Annotated in this window: 9 protein-coding genes and 2 pseudogenes; 5 read left to right on the top strand and 6 right to left on the bottom strand. The window is 69.4% G+C overall.

The window, feature by feature from the left end; genetic code table 11:
* Positions 1-215: 215 nt before the first annotated feature.
* Positions 216-628: pseudogene (locus tag AB0D59_RS24060) on the top strand (hypothetical protein); the annotation flags it as partial.
* Here AB0D59_RS24060 and AB0D59_RS24055 read toward each other — a convergent pair.
* Positions 600-1,055 (bottom strand): hypothetical protein, encoded by a 456-nt coding sequence (locus AB0D59_RS24055; protein WP_362568802.1) that lies wholly within the window; start codon positions 1,053-1,055, stop codon positions 600-602. The pseudogene AB0D59_RS24060 and the gene AB0D59_RS24055 sit on opposite strands and share 29 nt — an antisense overlap.
* Positions 1,056-1,442: 387 nt before the next feature.
* A complete protein-coding gene (locus AB0D59_RS24050; protein ID WP_362568799.1) occupies positions 1,443-2,006 on the bottom strand; it encodes a hypothetical protein in 564 nt (187 codons plus the stop codon).
* 341 nt (positions 2,007-2,347) lie between these two features.
* On the opposite strand from AB0D59_RS24050, the gene AB0D59_RS24045 reads away from it, so the two are divergent.
* Positions 2,348-2,794 carry a hypothetical protein gene (locus AB0D59_RS24045; RefSeq protein WP_362569138.1) on the top strand — a complete coding sequence of 149 codons (447 nt, stop codon included), beginning with the start codon at positions 2,348-2,350 and terminating at the stop codon, positions 2,792-2,794.
* Between the two features lie 31 nt (positions 2,795-2,825).
* Positions 2,826-2,951, top strand: a pseudogene (locus AB0D59_RS24040) (IS5/IS1182 family transposase); the annotation flags it as partial.
* A gap of 59 nt (positions 2,952-3,010) precedes the next feature.
* On the opposite strand, the gene AB0D59_RS24035 reads toward AB0D59_RS24040, so the two are convergent.
* From AB0D59_RS24035 to AB0D59_RS24025, 3 genes are all read right to left on the bottom strand, one after another.
* Positions 3,011-3,265, bottom strand: a complete 255-nt coding sequence (locus tag AB0D59_RS24035; RefSeq protein ID WP_362568797.1) for a DUF6332 family protein — start codon at positions 3,263-3,265, stop codon at positions 3,011-3,013.
* A 589-nt stretch (positions 3,266-3,854) separates the two neighbouring features.
* Positions 3,855-4,586 carry an alpha/beta hydrolase gene (locus AB0D59_RS24030; RefSeq protein ID WP_362568795.1) on the bottom strand — a complete coding sequence of 244 codons (732 nt, stop codon included), beginning with the start codon at positions 4,584-4,586 and terminating at the stop codon, positions 3,855-3,857.
* Between the two features lie 345 nt (positions 4,587-4,931).
* Positions 4,932-5,435, bottom strand: a complete 504-nt coding sequence (locus tag AB0D59_RS24025) for a DUF1203 domain-containing protein (RefSeq protein WP_362568792.1) — start codon at positions 5,433-5,435, stop codon at positions 4,932-4,934.
* A 517-nt stretch (positions 5,436-5,952) separates the two neighbouring features.
* Between AB0D59_RS24025 and AB0D59_RS24020 the strand changes: the two genes are divergently transcribed.
* Positions 5,953-6,495, top strand: coding sequence for a DUF485 domain-containing protein (locus tag AB0D59_RS24020; protein WP_362568790.1), 543 nt, complete (start codon positions 5,953-5,955; stop codon positions 6,493-6,495).
* Complete coding sequence (locus AB0D59_RS24015) at positions 6,492-8,108, top strand: cation acetate symporter (RefSeq protein WP_362568788.1); 1,617 nt, start codon at positions 6,492-6,494, stop codon at positions 8,106-8,108. Before AB0D59_RS24020 ends, AB0D59_RS24015 begins: the two co-directional genes overlap by 4 nt.
* Before the next feature lie 65 nt (positions 8,109-8,173).
* Here the strand turns inward: AB0D59_RS24015 and AB0D59_RS24010 are convergent, their stop codons facing one another.
* Positions 8,174-12,445 (bottom strand): discoidin domain-containing protein, encoded by a 4,272-nt coding sequence (locus tag AB0D59_RS24010; RefSeq protein WP_362568785.1) that lies wholly within the window; start codon positions 12,443-12,445, stop codon positions 8,174-8,176.
* Between the last annotated feature and the right edge of the window lie 1,020 nt (positions 12,446-13,465).

Here is a 13,465-nt window from a genome sequence, read left to right as displayed (position 1 = left end):
CGGGCCCACCCGCTACGGGGGAAAGCGGTGGACCCGGACTGGGCCAGGCTCCCACACCCCCACCCTCGGCGCACGGCATTCACCTCCTTCGGCTCCGCCGGCGTGCCGGCTGTCTGATCGGGTGCACCTGGCTGAGGCGCGTCGACAGTGAGCGCAGGCCGATGACCCGGGCCAGCCAGTCGGGGCCGGTGATCCGCGGCGGGAGGGCACCGACCGCGGGTATCTTCGGCAGCCTGGACAACGCCCTTGTCCGGACCGCGGCGGACCTCACCTATCTCGGCTGGGGCATCTCGGTCGTCATCCTCACCATGGTTGGTCTCGCGCCCCTCAGCTACCCGCTGGTCGGCGCCGCGATCGAAGCCTGGGGCGCCGCCCCGGTGTTCGTCGGCTGCGGCTGCTTCGCCAGTCCGGTGTGATCATCGCCCTGGCCTCCGACGCGGTGCGGGGTGCCGAACCGCCCCGGCAGCGGACAGCCCGCCTAGGCATCCGTGGCGCGTGCGCCACCTTCGACCTTGTCGATTGTCGATGCAGTGGCAGTAGTCGACTCACCCGGGTCCCGGCCTCAGAAGGGGCTCGGTGGGCGCCCGCGGGTGTCTGCCTCAGGACTGGTTGCGAAGGATGCCGGTGACCGCGCGGGTGAACTCCGCCGGCTGCTCGACGTGGCCGAAATGGCCGCTGTGTTCGAGCACGGTCAGCCGTGCTCCGGGGATGCCGTCCCGCAGCATCACAGCCCGGCGCGGGCCACAGATGAAGTCGCGTCGCCCTGCGATCACCACGGTCGGCACGGTGATCTCGGCCAGCCGGTCCCGGACGTCGAAGGGCTCCCCGCCGGGTGCGGTGGCCGGCTCGGCGGAAAGGTCTACACGGGCCAGGAAGTCGGCGAACTCGGCCTCGCGGGCCCAGAAGTCGGCGAAGTAGACCGGCAGCGCCTCCCGCAGCAGTGCGCTGACCTGCTCGTCGTCGCCTGCGGCCAGTGCGCTCTGGAACGCCGCCGGGACGTTGGCCGCCTCCGGGACGTCCGGGTAGATGTCCGGGTAGGCGGCCAGTCCGGCCATCGCGGCCTCCCACCGGTCCGGGCCGCCTACCAGTGAGGTGTGGTGGAGAACCAGGCCGGCCAGCCGGTCCGGATGGTCGAGGGCCTATGTACGGCGTCGGCGAGTGTGGATGCCGGCGCGGCCAGGGCCCCAACGGCCTCGCGGACGTAGTGGTACACAGTGGCTCATGCCGACCCCGAACCCCGCGGCTACCTGACGTAGGTGTCCCCGCAGCGTAGGGGCGCGAGGGCAAGCAGGGCTTGGTGTCCGGGCGTTGCAGCACGCCGTGCACCGCGGCACGCGTCGTCGGATACCGCCTTCCCAGTGACGGGGCATCGCTGACCTGGGACCTAACCGCGCGGACGATGGCGGAGCGCACGTCGTCCGTGACGAAAACGTCCGCTGCCCTCAGCTCGTGTGCTGGGCAGGGCGCACACCAGGATGTGCGTCGCTGGCGATGGCGATGAAGCGTTCGAGTTCGCCGGGGATGTCGGGGCCGGTGGGCTGGTAGACGATCTCGGTGATGCCGTCCCGGGCGTAGGTGCTGAGCTGGTCGCGGATGCGATCGGGGGTTCCGGTGACGGTGGTGGAGGTGACTGCCTGCCAGCTTCCGGCGTTCCAGGCGGCGTTGTCGGCCGCGTTGAGGTCGGTGAGGTGCTGATCGTGTACGGCGAGGTGGCGTTCGCGGTGCGGGTGCGCGGTGACGGCGTCGAGCCAGGCCTGGCCGCCGGGCAGGGAGGCCGGGTCGCCGCCGAATTCGTAGGCAGCGTGGTAGGCCAGAGCGTTGCCGGGGCCGGCGGCGGCACGGACGCGGGGGGAGTCGAGTGGTTCGTCCTCGCTCAGGACGGTGCCGTGGATGCCCAGGGCTGACCAGGTGAATTCGTGGGCGTGGGCGGTTTCACCGTTGACGGTGAAGAGGCCGTCAGCGATCTCGTGGGTGACAGCGAGACCTTTGGGACCGAGAGCGGACACCAGGCCGCTCGCTACCAGTCGTCGGGTGCTCGTTCAGGCAGCTTTGTGGCAGGTGCGGCGTGGTGCAGTCGATGGGCCGTGTCGGCTCCGCCCTGGACAACGCCGCCGCGGAGTCGTTCCACTCGGTCCTCAAGGTCGAATACGTCCACCGACACCCGTTTCGCCACCCGCGCCGAGGCGCGACTGAAGACCGCCACCTGGATCGCGGACTTCTACCACACCAAACAACGCCACAGCGCGGCCAGCGGGCAACAACCCGTCGAGTTCGAACGGATCACCAACAAGCGCGAGCTCGGCCCGATCAACAAGACCGGGCCGCATAACCAACGTCTCTACGATATCTGGGGATCGACATACCCAGAGACCAGCGCAACTGCGTGTGGCTGACATTCACCCACCCAACTTGGCGGGAGAGCATCGTCAACTGGGAAGCCACCGCCGCGCGCATGGTCGCCAACCTACGAGTCGCCATGGCCGACCACGTCGGCGACCCACTGTGGCGGAACCTCGTGTCCCGGCTTCGGGCAGTGTCCCCGGAGTTCACCGAACTGTGGGACCGTCACACGGTTGCGCAGGTCGAGGACTCCGGAGTTCGGACGATTCGCAACGCCATCGTCGGTGAGCTCCGCTTCGAGGTGTCCAACATCTGGCTGGCACCACGGTCGGGCCACCGCCTACAGGTCTTTGCCCCGGCCGATTCCGAGACCGAACGACGCCTTGCCGACTTGGTCGGCCGGGCCCCCACTCGCGGCCCGCGCCGTAAAAGCCTTGGAGATCGTCTCAACTAGCCTGATCGCCGGGCCGGCGGTCGTGACGGCGATGGGGCGTCCGGTTCCGGATGGGCTGTGGGAGTTGTTCCAGCAGGTGGTCCCGGCCGCTACGGGACGGCCCCAAGGCGGTGGTCGACGCCGGCATGGGGACCGGGAGGTGCTGGCTCAACTCATCCGGCACCAGCCGCTGAGCGTTCCCCACGTCGGCGGGCGACCGACCTGAAGGGCCCGCAGTCAGTGGCCTCTTCGGCGCTGCGCGTCGAACCGATACAGCACCCGTACCAGGCGCCACACTCCTGCCGCCGCTCCGAGCAGCGCACCCCCCACCAACACATCCTTCTCCGCTGAACCAGAGATGCCAAAGACCAGTGCGAGAGCCAGAGCGACGGCGAAGACCGCCGCAGCCAACGCGACGGCGGTCACCAGGGCGAAAACGATCTCTACCGTCATTGCGTCCTTTTCCCACCGCGACTCACGCCCCATGTCCATGCTGCAAGTCTCACATCGCGGTCAAGCCCCGGCTCCTGGACCGAACAGCACCCGACTCTCACCTGCTGAGGCCCGGTTACCCATCGAGATGACTTCTGAACAGGTGTCTTTCGTGGGCCGTACGACCGGCCGCGGCCGGTGCGAGCAGGCCGCGCGGCCCCGGCCGTCCCAGGATCCGAAGCCGCCGACGCTTCGTTTGACAAGCTGCCTGGGTGCCGGCTGACACGATCGTTGGGGCTTGGATGGCTGCGCGTGCCGCACTGCAGTTGCTGAAGCGTCAGGCCGAAGGCGGACAGTCGCTTGAGAGCCTGTCCCGGTCGACGCTCGGCGTCGGGACATTGCCGGAGCCACAACTGAACCGCGGCGACTGTGACGGTGCCGTGAGTGGCCTCGGTATCCCGTGGTTGAAGCCCTTGTGGCGCGGTCATGACGCGAGGAAACAAGGGGCCGCCCAGCACGCCCCGCCTGCGCAGGCAGGCTGGGTTGGTGCCGAACGGCTGGGCCCCCTTTCCCCACTCACCCGGGGCAGGCGAATGCGAGGACGACCGGCGCCGCGACGGCGACCGGCGCCGCGACTCGGAACCCGTTGTCAGGCGAGGTGCCGGGAGAAGAATCTCAGTGTGCTGTCCTGTTCGAATGCCGGCAGGTCTCCGTGTCCGCCGGGGTTGGCGTGCAGTGTCTTCTCGGTCGAGGCGAAGGCGTCGAACAGCGCCAGGCACTGGTCACGCGGCACACGCTCGTCGTCCCACTGCACCAGAAACTCCACCGGAACGGTGATCCGTGCGGCGTCCTGGCTCGAGGCCAAGGCTCCGCCCAGGCCCAACACAGCGGCGCGGACACGGGGTTCGGCGGCAACGAAGGGAACGCCGAGCCCGCATCCAAGTGAGACTCCCCAGTAGCCCACCGGGCCGTCGCCCACGTGACCGAGTTGTTGGACCGCTTCCAGAACCGTCTGCCATTCCGGGACGGTCTGGCGGGCCACGAGCGCCTGGAATCCGGCGACCAGCGGCGCGAGTTCTTCCCCGGCCGCCACACGTGCCTGGTTCTCGGTCGCGATCCGGTCGTACTTCTCGTCCAGCGGCCGATCGCCATGGCCCGGTACGTCGACCGCCATCACCGCGAACCCGCACTCGGTCACAGAGCGGCGCGCACGGTCCATGATGTCGGGAGCCTTCTTGTGCTGACCGCCGCCGTGTCCCATCACGATGAGGGGACGCGTACCGGCAGCGCCTTCCGGCGTCCACAGAACGCCGGGAATGTCGTCGAGGACAAAAAGCTGTTCGCGGACGCCGTCGCAGGACGTCTCAGAGATGAAGCGCATAGCGTTTCAAGCCCTTCGGGATGCCTTCTGCGGGCACTCCTCAGGCCATGCGAGGGAGGGAGGCCCGACCTGTCACAGTGTTGATCGGTCTCACCTCCTCAGTTCGCGGCAGACGCACGGCGGCGTTGAAAGTATCACAAGGGTCCCCGGGTCCCCGCGCTCTCGGGCGGAGTTCGCAGGTCCAGGACGAGGCGGTGGATGTCGCGCGCGAGACGCAGGGGTACATGCGGCCCGTAGCGCCCCGCTGTCGTCGCGGTGTTCGGGGTCGCCCGGTCGGGATGCGGTTGTCGGGGTCGGGCCCGCATCTCCGGGTGTGGTCGCCCATCGGTGGCCTCTCCTGTTCTGTCAGGGGCGGTCCACGCGGAAGTGGTAGCAGCCGTATTCGACGGCGCGGACGTGTACCTGGGCGGTCTCGGGGTCGGCGAACGCTTCGGCCAGTGCGTGTTCGAAAGCCGCGCGGGAATCGTCGGGAAGCTCCAGCATGCGGCCGCCTGTGATGTGGCCTCGGCCGTCGTAGCGGCGCAGGACGCGCAGGGCGCCGGAACGTGCCCAGGGGTAGCCGAGGTTCTCGCCGGACGGGCCGCCGCAGTCCTCGGCGTGGATGAAGACCGGCCCCTGTTCGTCGTACGCCCCGGGGTCGGCGTCCGTCCGTGCCGCCCACCGGCGCAGCGGGGCGTAGGAGACCAGGGCGATCCGCTCCCCCCGGGTACTGGACCGAAGGCAGCAGCGCAGCGGCGCGTCGCCCTCGTCGTCCGGGTACGGGCGTGGCGGATTTCCGGCGTCGTCCTGGACGCGGAGTTCCTTGAGAGCCGTGGCGGAGATGGGGAGGGGAGGAAAGGTGGGAGTCATGAGTTCAGCGTGACGCGGGCCGGCCCGGGACGCTGGCGGGATCCGGACGCCGTCATCCGCACCGGAGAGGCGCCCGCCGGAGGAGCCCGGGTATCCCGTGTGCCGTAAGCGTGGCGGCCGCCTCTCCCGGGCACGTGCAGGCGTGGGTCGGATGCAGAGCGAACCGGTGGGTGCCCTGGGGCTCGTGAGGTGTGCGACGGCGCACTCTTCGAGGCAATCGCGCCACCTCGCGCTCCGTTAGTGCTTCAGCACTCCTGGGCAGAGATCCCACGGTCAGCTCCGCACACCGCGGACCGCTCCCGCCGACCCCGGCCGCACCTCTGGCGGACCACGCCCACGCCGGAGACCATGGCGCCCTGCGCTCACACGATCGCGACGTACAAGACGTCGACCCGGACGACCGGCGCCAACCGCTTCGCACGATCTTCGGTCCGCACGGCGTGCGGTCACCCGAACCGCTCTCCCCGCACACGGTCCACCACACGCGGGGCCGGGTCCCCTTCGAGGAGTTGTCGAAATGTCCCCTGATTCCCCCGAGTTACCCTCGGACCGGTCCCCGAACGACCACTCCCCGTACGACCGACCCTCGTACGACCCATCCCTGTGCGACCGACCCTCGTACGACCCGTCCCCGTACGACCCGTCCCTGCACGACCGGCCCTCGTACGACCGATCCCTGTACGACCGCCCTTCCCCTGCCTGGTCGACCGGCCAGGACGAGGCCTCCGGTGTCCGTCCGCCGAACGCTCACTCCGGTGCCCACCGCACCCTGCGTCTGCTGCGGCGGGCGTACCGCTGGCAACGGCGCGTGGCGACCTTCACCGCGCTCGGCTACTTCGCCGCCTTCCTCACCCTGACCGTCAAGGCGCCCTCCCTGATGGCCCACCCCGGCCCCGGCGGACTGCCCACCGGGCTGGTCCTCGGCCTCGTCCAGATCCCCGTCACCTGGCTCGCGGTCCTCCTCTACGAGGCCACCGCGCACCGCTTCGTGGATCCCCTGGCGCGCCACGCCCGCCGCCAGACGCGCGTGGCCGCCGCGGACCGGGAGCAGGCGCCATGACCGAGTTCAGCGGCTCCGCCCAGTCCTGGTCGCTCGTCGCGTTCTGCTCGGTCGTCGCCCTCACCCTGCTGCTGTGCGTGCTCACCGGACCGGAGGCGGACGACCTCGCCGAGTTCTACACCGGTTACCGGTCCCTCTCGCCCATACGCAACGGGCTCGCCGTCGCCGGTGACTACATCTCCGCTGCCACCGTCCTCACCATCGGGGGGATCATCGCCCTGTGCGGCTACGACGGCATCGTCCTGGCCCTGAGCGCCTTGCTGTCCCTGCTGTTGCTGATGTTCCTGCTGGCCGAACCGCTTCACAACACCGGCCGCTACACCATGGGCGACGCGCTGGCCCGCCGCCATCCGGCACGGTCGGTGCGCGTCACAGCCTGTCTGGTCACCCTCGCCGCGCTCGTCCCGATGATGGTCGTACAGCTGGCCGGGGTCGGCGAACTCCTGGCGTACGTCCTCGGGTTCGACGATCCCGGCATGAAGAACGGCTGCGTGGCCGGAGCCGGTGTCCTCATGATCACTTATGCGGCGCTGGGCGGGATGCCCGGCACCGCGCTCGTCCAGATCATCAAGACCGTGGTGCTGCTCGGCTCCGGGCTGGTCGTGAGCGTCCTGATCCTGCGCATGTTCGGCTGGCAGCCCCAAGCCCTGTTCCACGCGGCGGCCGCGCAGAGCGGGGCGGGGCCCGCCTATCTGAGGTGGGGTCTGCAGTACTCCAGCAGCCCGCATCCCGCCCTGGACATGGCCAGCACCCAGTGTGCGATCGTGCTCGGCGGTGCCAGCCTGCCGCACGTCACCATGCGGATGTACACCGCCGGCACCCCGCGTCAGGTCCGTCGTGCGATGTCCTGGGCGGTGTCCTCGGTGACCCTGTTCATCCTGATGCTCACGCTGATCTGCACGGGCGCGGCCGCGCTCGTCGGTCATGACCGCATCGCCGCCGCCGACGCGCACGGCACGACCGCCTATCTCCTTGGCGCCCGCGCCGCGTTCGGAACCAGTCTGTCCCGGCCGGAGAGCCTGCTCTTCGCCACCGTCACCACCGCCGTCTTCCTCACCCTCCTCGCCTCCGTCGCCAGCATGACGCTCGCCTGCGCCAACACCCTCGCCCACGACCTGACCGCGTCCCGCGCCACTCCCCCGGCCCCGGCCCGGGAACTCGCCCTGGCCCGGTTCAGCGCCCTGGCCGTGGGCGTCCCCACCATCCTTCTGGCCGTCCTCGCCCAGCACCGCAGCCTTCAGCCGCTGGCGACCGTCTCCTTCACCCTGGGCGCCTCGGCCATCGCCCCCGCGCTGCTCTACACCCTCTTCTGGCGCCGCTACACGCGCACCGCACTCCTGGCCACGCTTATCGTGGGTACCCTGAGCGTCCTGGCCCTGGCCCCCGGCACCACGCTGGTCTCCGGGACGCCGCTGTCCGCCTTCCCGGACGCCGACTTCGCCTGGTTCCCCTACAACACGACCGCCCTGGTCTCCGTACCCGCGGGCTTCCTGGCCGGCTGGCTCACCACCGTCCTGGCCGGGCGACGGGCCACCGCCCGTGAACGCAGCCGTTACGAATCCCACGAGCACCACCTGCTCACCGGCCCGCCGCCACGCCACTCGCCCCAGTAGCACCGGACACGGCGGGAAGGGGCGCCCCGTCAGGGACGCCCCTTCCGTTCACCGCCCTTCGGAACCTACTCGATGTTGATCTTGAATGTGCTGGTCGTGTTCTTGATGTCCTGAGCGTTGCCGCTCATCCGCAGGTTGCGGAAAGTGGCCTCGCCGACGGCCGGGCCCTGGCCGGGCTCGGGCAGTTCGTTGGCCCAGATACCGAAGCCGGACTTGGCGTCGAAGGCGTCTCCGCTCTTCTTGGAGTTGGTGATGGAGATGTCGGTGAAGATGGTGTCCTTCACCGGGAACTGCGCCTGGCCGCCGACGTAGTTGGTCTGGAACATCACGCCTCCGTAGGTGGAGTCGTCGATGTCGACGTCGTTGACCCTGATGCCCTGGAAGACCTTCGAGGCGGAGAACGCCCAGATGGCGGGGAAGACCTGGGAGCCCCAGAAGTGGCCGCCGGTTCTGTCCAGGGAGACGTTCTCGATGGTCGTCGGATCGGTCCCGAAGCCGTTCATCGGGTAGCCGAAGTCCAGCGAGGAGATCGTGATGCCGGAGTAGACGAGGGTGTCGGCGACGCGGATGTTACGGAAGGTGTTGTTGTAGCCGCCGTAGACGGCGATGCCGGCCGCGCGCCAGGTGAGTGTGGACGTCAGGTTCTCATAGAGGTTGTTCTTCTCGTCGGCGCCGCCGGCGTCGATCGCCGAGAAGAGCGCGAAGCTGTCGTCGCCCGTGGCACGGGCGTCGTTGTTGACCACGTGGTTGTCCGTGGAGCCGTTCGTCATGTTGATGCCGTCGGCGAACGTGTCACGGATGCGGGAGTTCTCGATGGTCATGTTGTCGGTGTTGGCGCCCCAGTAGAGGCACACCATGTGCTCGGCCCAGATGTTGTCGATGGTGATGTTCGAGACGTTGGAGAAGTCGAACACCTTGCCCGGGCCGTCGATGCGGGACGTGTAGTTGCCGAAGTAGGCGAAGCCGGCGAACGTCGAACCGTTGGCGGTGGCTTCGGCCCGGAAGCCCACGTCGGTGTTCTCCTGCGAGGAGGGGGCGTGGAAGCGGGTGAACCACGGCCCGGCTCCGACGACCTTGACGGCCTTGCCGTAGACCTGGAACTTGCTGGAGGTCTCGTAGTCACCGGCGGGCAGGTAGACGCCGACGAGCTTGCCCGTGGTGTCCATGCGGACCTTGTCGAGGGCGTTCTGGACGTCCTGGTGCGTGAAGCCGGCCGGGACCGTGTAGGCGGCCGGGTCCGGGTTCGGGATCTCCGTCGCCTGTTCGAGGTTGATGAAGTCGATGGCGTAGGTGGAGGTGTTGGCCGCGTCCTTCTGGAGGCGGATCTTGGAGCCGGCCGGCACGGTCTTGCCGAGCAGCAGGTTGGCCTCGTCGTAGATGTGGCGCTGGGCACCGGAGCCGGGCGAGTTGCCGGGCGAGGTCTCGTTGCCGTAGAGCCAGGCGTACTTCGAGGTGAGGTCGATCGCCTTGAGGAACTGGCCGTCAACGTAGACGTTCAGGGTGGTGTTGGTGCCGTCCGGGATGGAGAAGCGGGTGACCAGGGTGTTGGTCGCCGCGCGGGTGGTCCACTCGACGTACTGGCCGGTCCCGTTCAGCGTCACCGCCTTGCGGCCGCTCGCCTCGCCGGCGATGTCGCCGATGGTCCGGTTCGGGCCGACGACCGTGGCGCCGCCGCCGACCGTGCCGTCCTCGGCCTCGTACATGTCGTAGGGCATGTCCGCGCCGCGGCCGACGAACAGGGGCTGCGTGGTGGTGTTGTTGGTGCGCTTGACCGGCAGTTCGTTGGTGTCGTCGGCGATGACCGTCTTGACGGTGAACTTCCCGTTGACGGCCGTCCACGAGCCGAGGGCGATCGGTGCGGTCGTCTGGCCGGACGCGATCGTCCCGGTGTAGGAGCCGCTGAGCGTCTTGACCGTGGCGCCGTTGGCGTCCTGGACCGTCAGCGTGACACCGTGCGCGCCGGAGGCCGAGGCCACCGTGCCCTGGTTCTTGATCGCGACGGTGAAGACGACCGCGTCGCCCGCCGAGGCGCTGGACGGGGTCCAGGCGACCGGCGCGGCGACCAGGTCGGAGCTGGAGACCGGCTTGACGACCAGGGCGTCGGAGCGGGTGAAGACGTTGTTCGCCTCGTTCTGCTCGATGACCTTGTTCGACGGGTCCACCTCGGCGCCGACCGGGTAACTGCCCGCGTCCCGGCTGCCGATGCTCGCGGTGACCGTCTTCGTCTCGCCGGCGGCCAGGGCCGGGACATCGGCCGTGGCGGCCTTGGTGCCGCCGAGGGTGAAGTTCAGGTCGGTGGCCTTGGACGCCTTGCTGCCGCTGTTGGTGACGGTCGCCGTCAGGCTGATGGCGTCCGACTCGACCGGGGCGGCCGGCGAGTTGGTGATCCCGGTGACCTTGAGGTCCGGGTTGGCGGCCGGGGTGCCGATCACCTGCACCTCGGCGACCTGCGCGCCCGGGGCACCGGTGTTGGACGCGAACTTGAGCTGGATGTCGGCGGCCGCGCCGGAGACCGGGATGGTCACCGTGTTGCCGATCGCCGGGTTGAACGTGTAGTCCTTCGCCGCGGCGAGGCTGGTGAAGGCCGTGGCGTCCTGGTCACGGCCGAGCACCTGGATGTTCTGGGTGCGGGTGGACCAGGCGGCGTCCGGGTTGAGCTTGACGACGACCTGGCCGAGGTCGGCGTTGGCACCCAGCTTGGTGGTCAGGGTGGCCGGGTAGGCACCGCCCGCGCTCTCCCAGTACGTGCCGAGCTGACCGTCGTTGGCGTTCGTGGCGACGTAGGTGAAGGTGTACGAGGAGGCCTCGATGGGCTTGCCCTGGGCGAGGTCGGAACCGGTGCCTGAACCGGTCCGGGTGACACTGTTGCTCGCCACCGACACGTTCCCGGCGGCGTCCTTCGCCTTCACGTAGTAGGTGACCGTGGCCGTCGCCGACGGGGTGTCGGTGTACGTGGTGACGTCGCCCGCCACGGACTTGACGAGCTGGTCGTTGGCGTAGACGTCGTAGCCGGTGACCTGGACGTTGTCGCTCGACGCCTGCCAGGTGAGCTTCACGTCGCTGCCGGACTGGGTGTAGGCGAGGTTTCCGGGCGCCGTGGGGGCCTGGGTGTCGCCGCTCGCTCCCTTGCGGGTGACGCTGTTGCTGTTGGCGGAGACGTTGCCCGCCGCGTCCTTGGCCCGCACGAAGTAGGTGATGTCGCTGCCGGCCGGCTGGGTGTCCGTGTAGGTCAGGACGTTCCCGGCGACGCTCGACCGCAACTGTCCGTTGGCGTAGACGTCGTAGCCGGTGACGCCCGTGTCGTCGGTGGCCGCGCTCCAGGTCAGCTTGATCTGGCCGGTGGCGGGCTCGGTGTAGCTCAGGTTGGACGGCGCGGTGGGCGCCTGGGTGTCGCCGGTGGCCGGTCCGTACACCTCCAGTTCGGACGCCTGCCCGGCCGGCCATCCGCTGTTGGCGGTGAACAGCACGCGCACGTATCGCGTGGTGGTCGTGTCGAAGGTGATGGTCGCCGACTGGTCGTCGGAGCTGTCGAAGGTGTACGCCTTCGAGGCCGTCAGGTCGGTGAAGTTCTGGTTGTCGGTCGAGCCCTGGACCTTGAAGGTCTGGCTGCGGCTGGGCCAGCCACTGGGCAGCCGGAGCGTCACCTGGTTGACCTTGACCGACGAGCCGAGGTCGACCTGGAGCCACTGCGGGAAGGCGTTGTTCGTGCTCTCCCAGTAGGTGTCGCGGTTGCCGTCACCGGCGTTCGCCGCGCCGTAGACGTCGGCGTGCCCGCTCTCGCTGAAGGGCTTGCCCTGGGCGAGGTTGGGCGTCGAGGCGGCGGCCGTGAGGACCTGCATCTCGGCGAGCTGCGCGGTGGCGGCGACCGAGTTGGCGGTGAAGTCGGCCCGGACGTACCGGGCGAGGGTCGCCGGGAAGGAGACCTTGACCGTGTTGCCGTTGCCGGGGCTGAAGACGTACTGCGCCGATGACTTGAGCGTGGCGAAGCTCTTGCCGTCGGCGCTGCCCTGAAGGGCCAGCGTCTGCTTGCGGGTCTGCCACTGCTCGGGCAGCCGCAGCACGACCTGCCGGACGCGCTCGGTCCGTCCGAGGTCGGTCTGGACCCACTGGGCGGACTTCTTCCCGGCCTGCCAGTAGGTGTCGGTGTCGCCGTCGGTGACATTGGCGGCCGCGTGGGCGGCGCGGGCGCTGCCCGCCTTGGTCCTGGCGTCCGCGGCGGCGTTGGGCCCGCCGGCCGCGTGCGCGCCGACGGCGGGCAGGCCCAGAGCCATGACGGCGGAGGCGAGCACAGCGGTCGCTGCGCGCCGTCTCCAGGATCTCGGCTTGTGTCGAGTCATGCGGGGTCGCTTTCTGCGGAGGCTCGCACACCGAAGGGGCGGCGAGGGCGGCTCGTTCCTGACGGAGTGGTGCAGAAAGGTGCGGGAGGAGCGGTTCTCCGCGGTTTCTGTGCGGAGCGGTGACGCGGTGGCTCGATGGAGTGGTGCGCAGGATATTGCGTTGTTTCATCGAAATATTGCAGAGACCCGTGAGTCGGTCCACAGGCAGGACGTCACAAATTTCACCAGAAGAGCTCACGCCTCGGCAGGGAAAGCGGTACACGCAGCCTTTCCTGACCGCCGACGCGGTCAACGAGCAGGCGCACCGGCGCACTTCACTCGACCGGACGCCTCGGTCCGCAACTCGGATGCGAGTGCGGCGCTTGCGTCACCGTCCCGCAAGCGAACGCAAGATGCGCAAGAATTTGCGTCAACCTGCGTCGTGGGCCTGCAACGCAGGTCCGGCTTCGGCGCGCGTATAGCGGGCGGCGAGCACGTCCGGGTTCTTGGTGCGGACGTCGATCTTCCGCACCGGGCCGTCCTCGACCTCGTGGATCTCGACCAGGTCAGCCCGTACTCCTTACTGGTCGTGTGCGCGGTCTGCTCGACGAGCCCGACGACGGCCCGGGCGGCCGCCTCGAGGGGCGGCGCGGCGAGCTGCGCCGGGGAAGGGGATTCAGGCCCACCGGGAGAGCGGCGGGACCCCGCCGCTACGTGGCACTCGGCCCCACCCTGCGGACGGGCAGGGTGGGACCGAGTGCCAGGGGTGACATGCAGACCGCATGAGCCACTCGCCGGGTCCGCCGGGGCAGCGGCGAAGCGGTCGGGCCGGGCCGTGTCCCCGAGTGGCGGCTCCGGGCCGGTGGGACCAGGCTGGATGCCGGAGAGCCCGGCCAGGACGCGCCGGCCCGAGTCCTCGGGCACCGGGCTCACGGTGTTTGCCTCGCACATGCAGGGTCACCCGCTCAGTCGGAGCCCGAAGACTTCGGAAACCAAGGACGCGAGTACATCCGTACGGCACCGTCCCGGGGCGCTCACGGG

This window comes from Streptomyces sp. NPDC048417, assembly GCF_040651615.1.
GTDB lineage: Bacteria > Actinomycetota > Actinomycetes > Streptomycetales > Streptomycetaceae > Streptomyces.
This window is presented reverse-complemented; position numbering and strand designations above follow the sequence as displayed.

Coding starts and splice junctions, on each gene's coding strand:
- AB0D59_RS24055 (WP_362568802.1), bottom strand. CDS start 1,055: ATGGCCGGACTGGCCGCCTACCCGGACATCTACCCGGACGTCCCGGAG.
- AB0D59_RS24035 (WP_362568797.1), bottom strand. CDS start 3,265: ATGGACATGGGGCGTGAGTCGCGGTGGGAAAAGGACGCAATGACGGTA.
- AB0D59_RS24030 (WP_362568795.1), bottom strand. CDS start 4,586: ATGCGCTTCATCTCTGAGACGTCCTGCGACGGCGTCCGCGAACAGCTT.
- AB0D59_RS24025 (WP_362568792.1), bottom strand. CDS start 5,435: ATGACTCCCACCTTTCCTCCCCTCCCCATCTCCGCCACGGCTCTCAAG.
- AB0D59_RS24020 (WP_362568790.1), top strand. CDS start 5,953: ATGTCCCCTGATTCCCCCGAGTTACCCTCGGACCGGTCCCCGAACGAC.
- AB0D59_RS24015 (WP_362568788.1), top strand. CDS start 6,492: ATGACCGAGTTCAGCGGCTCCGCCCAGTCCTGGTCGCTCGTCGCGTTC.
- AB0D59_RS24010 (WP_362568785.1), bottom strand. CDS start 12,445: ATGACTCGACACAAGCCGAGATCCTGGAGACGGCGCGCAGCGACCGCT.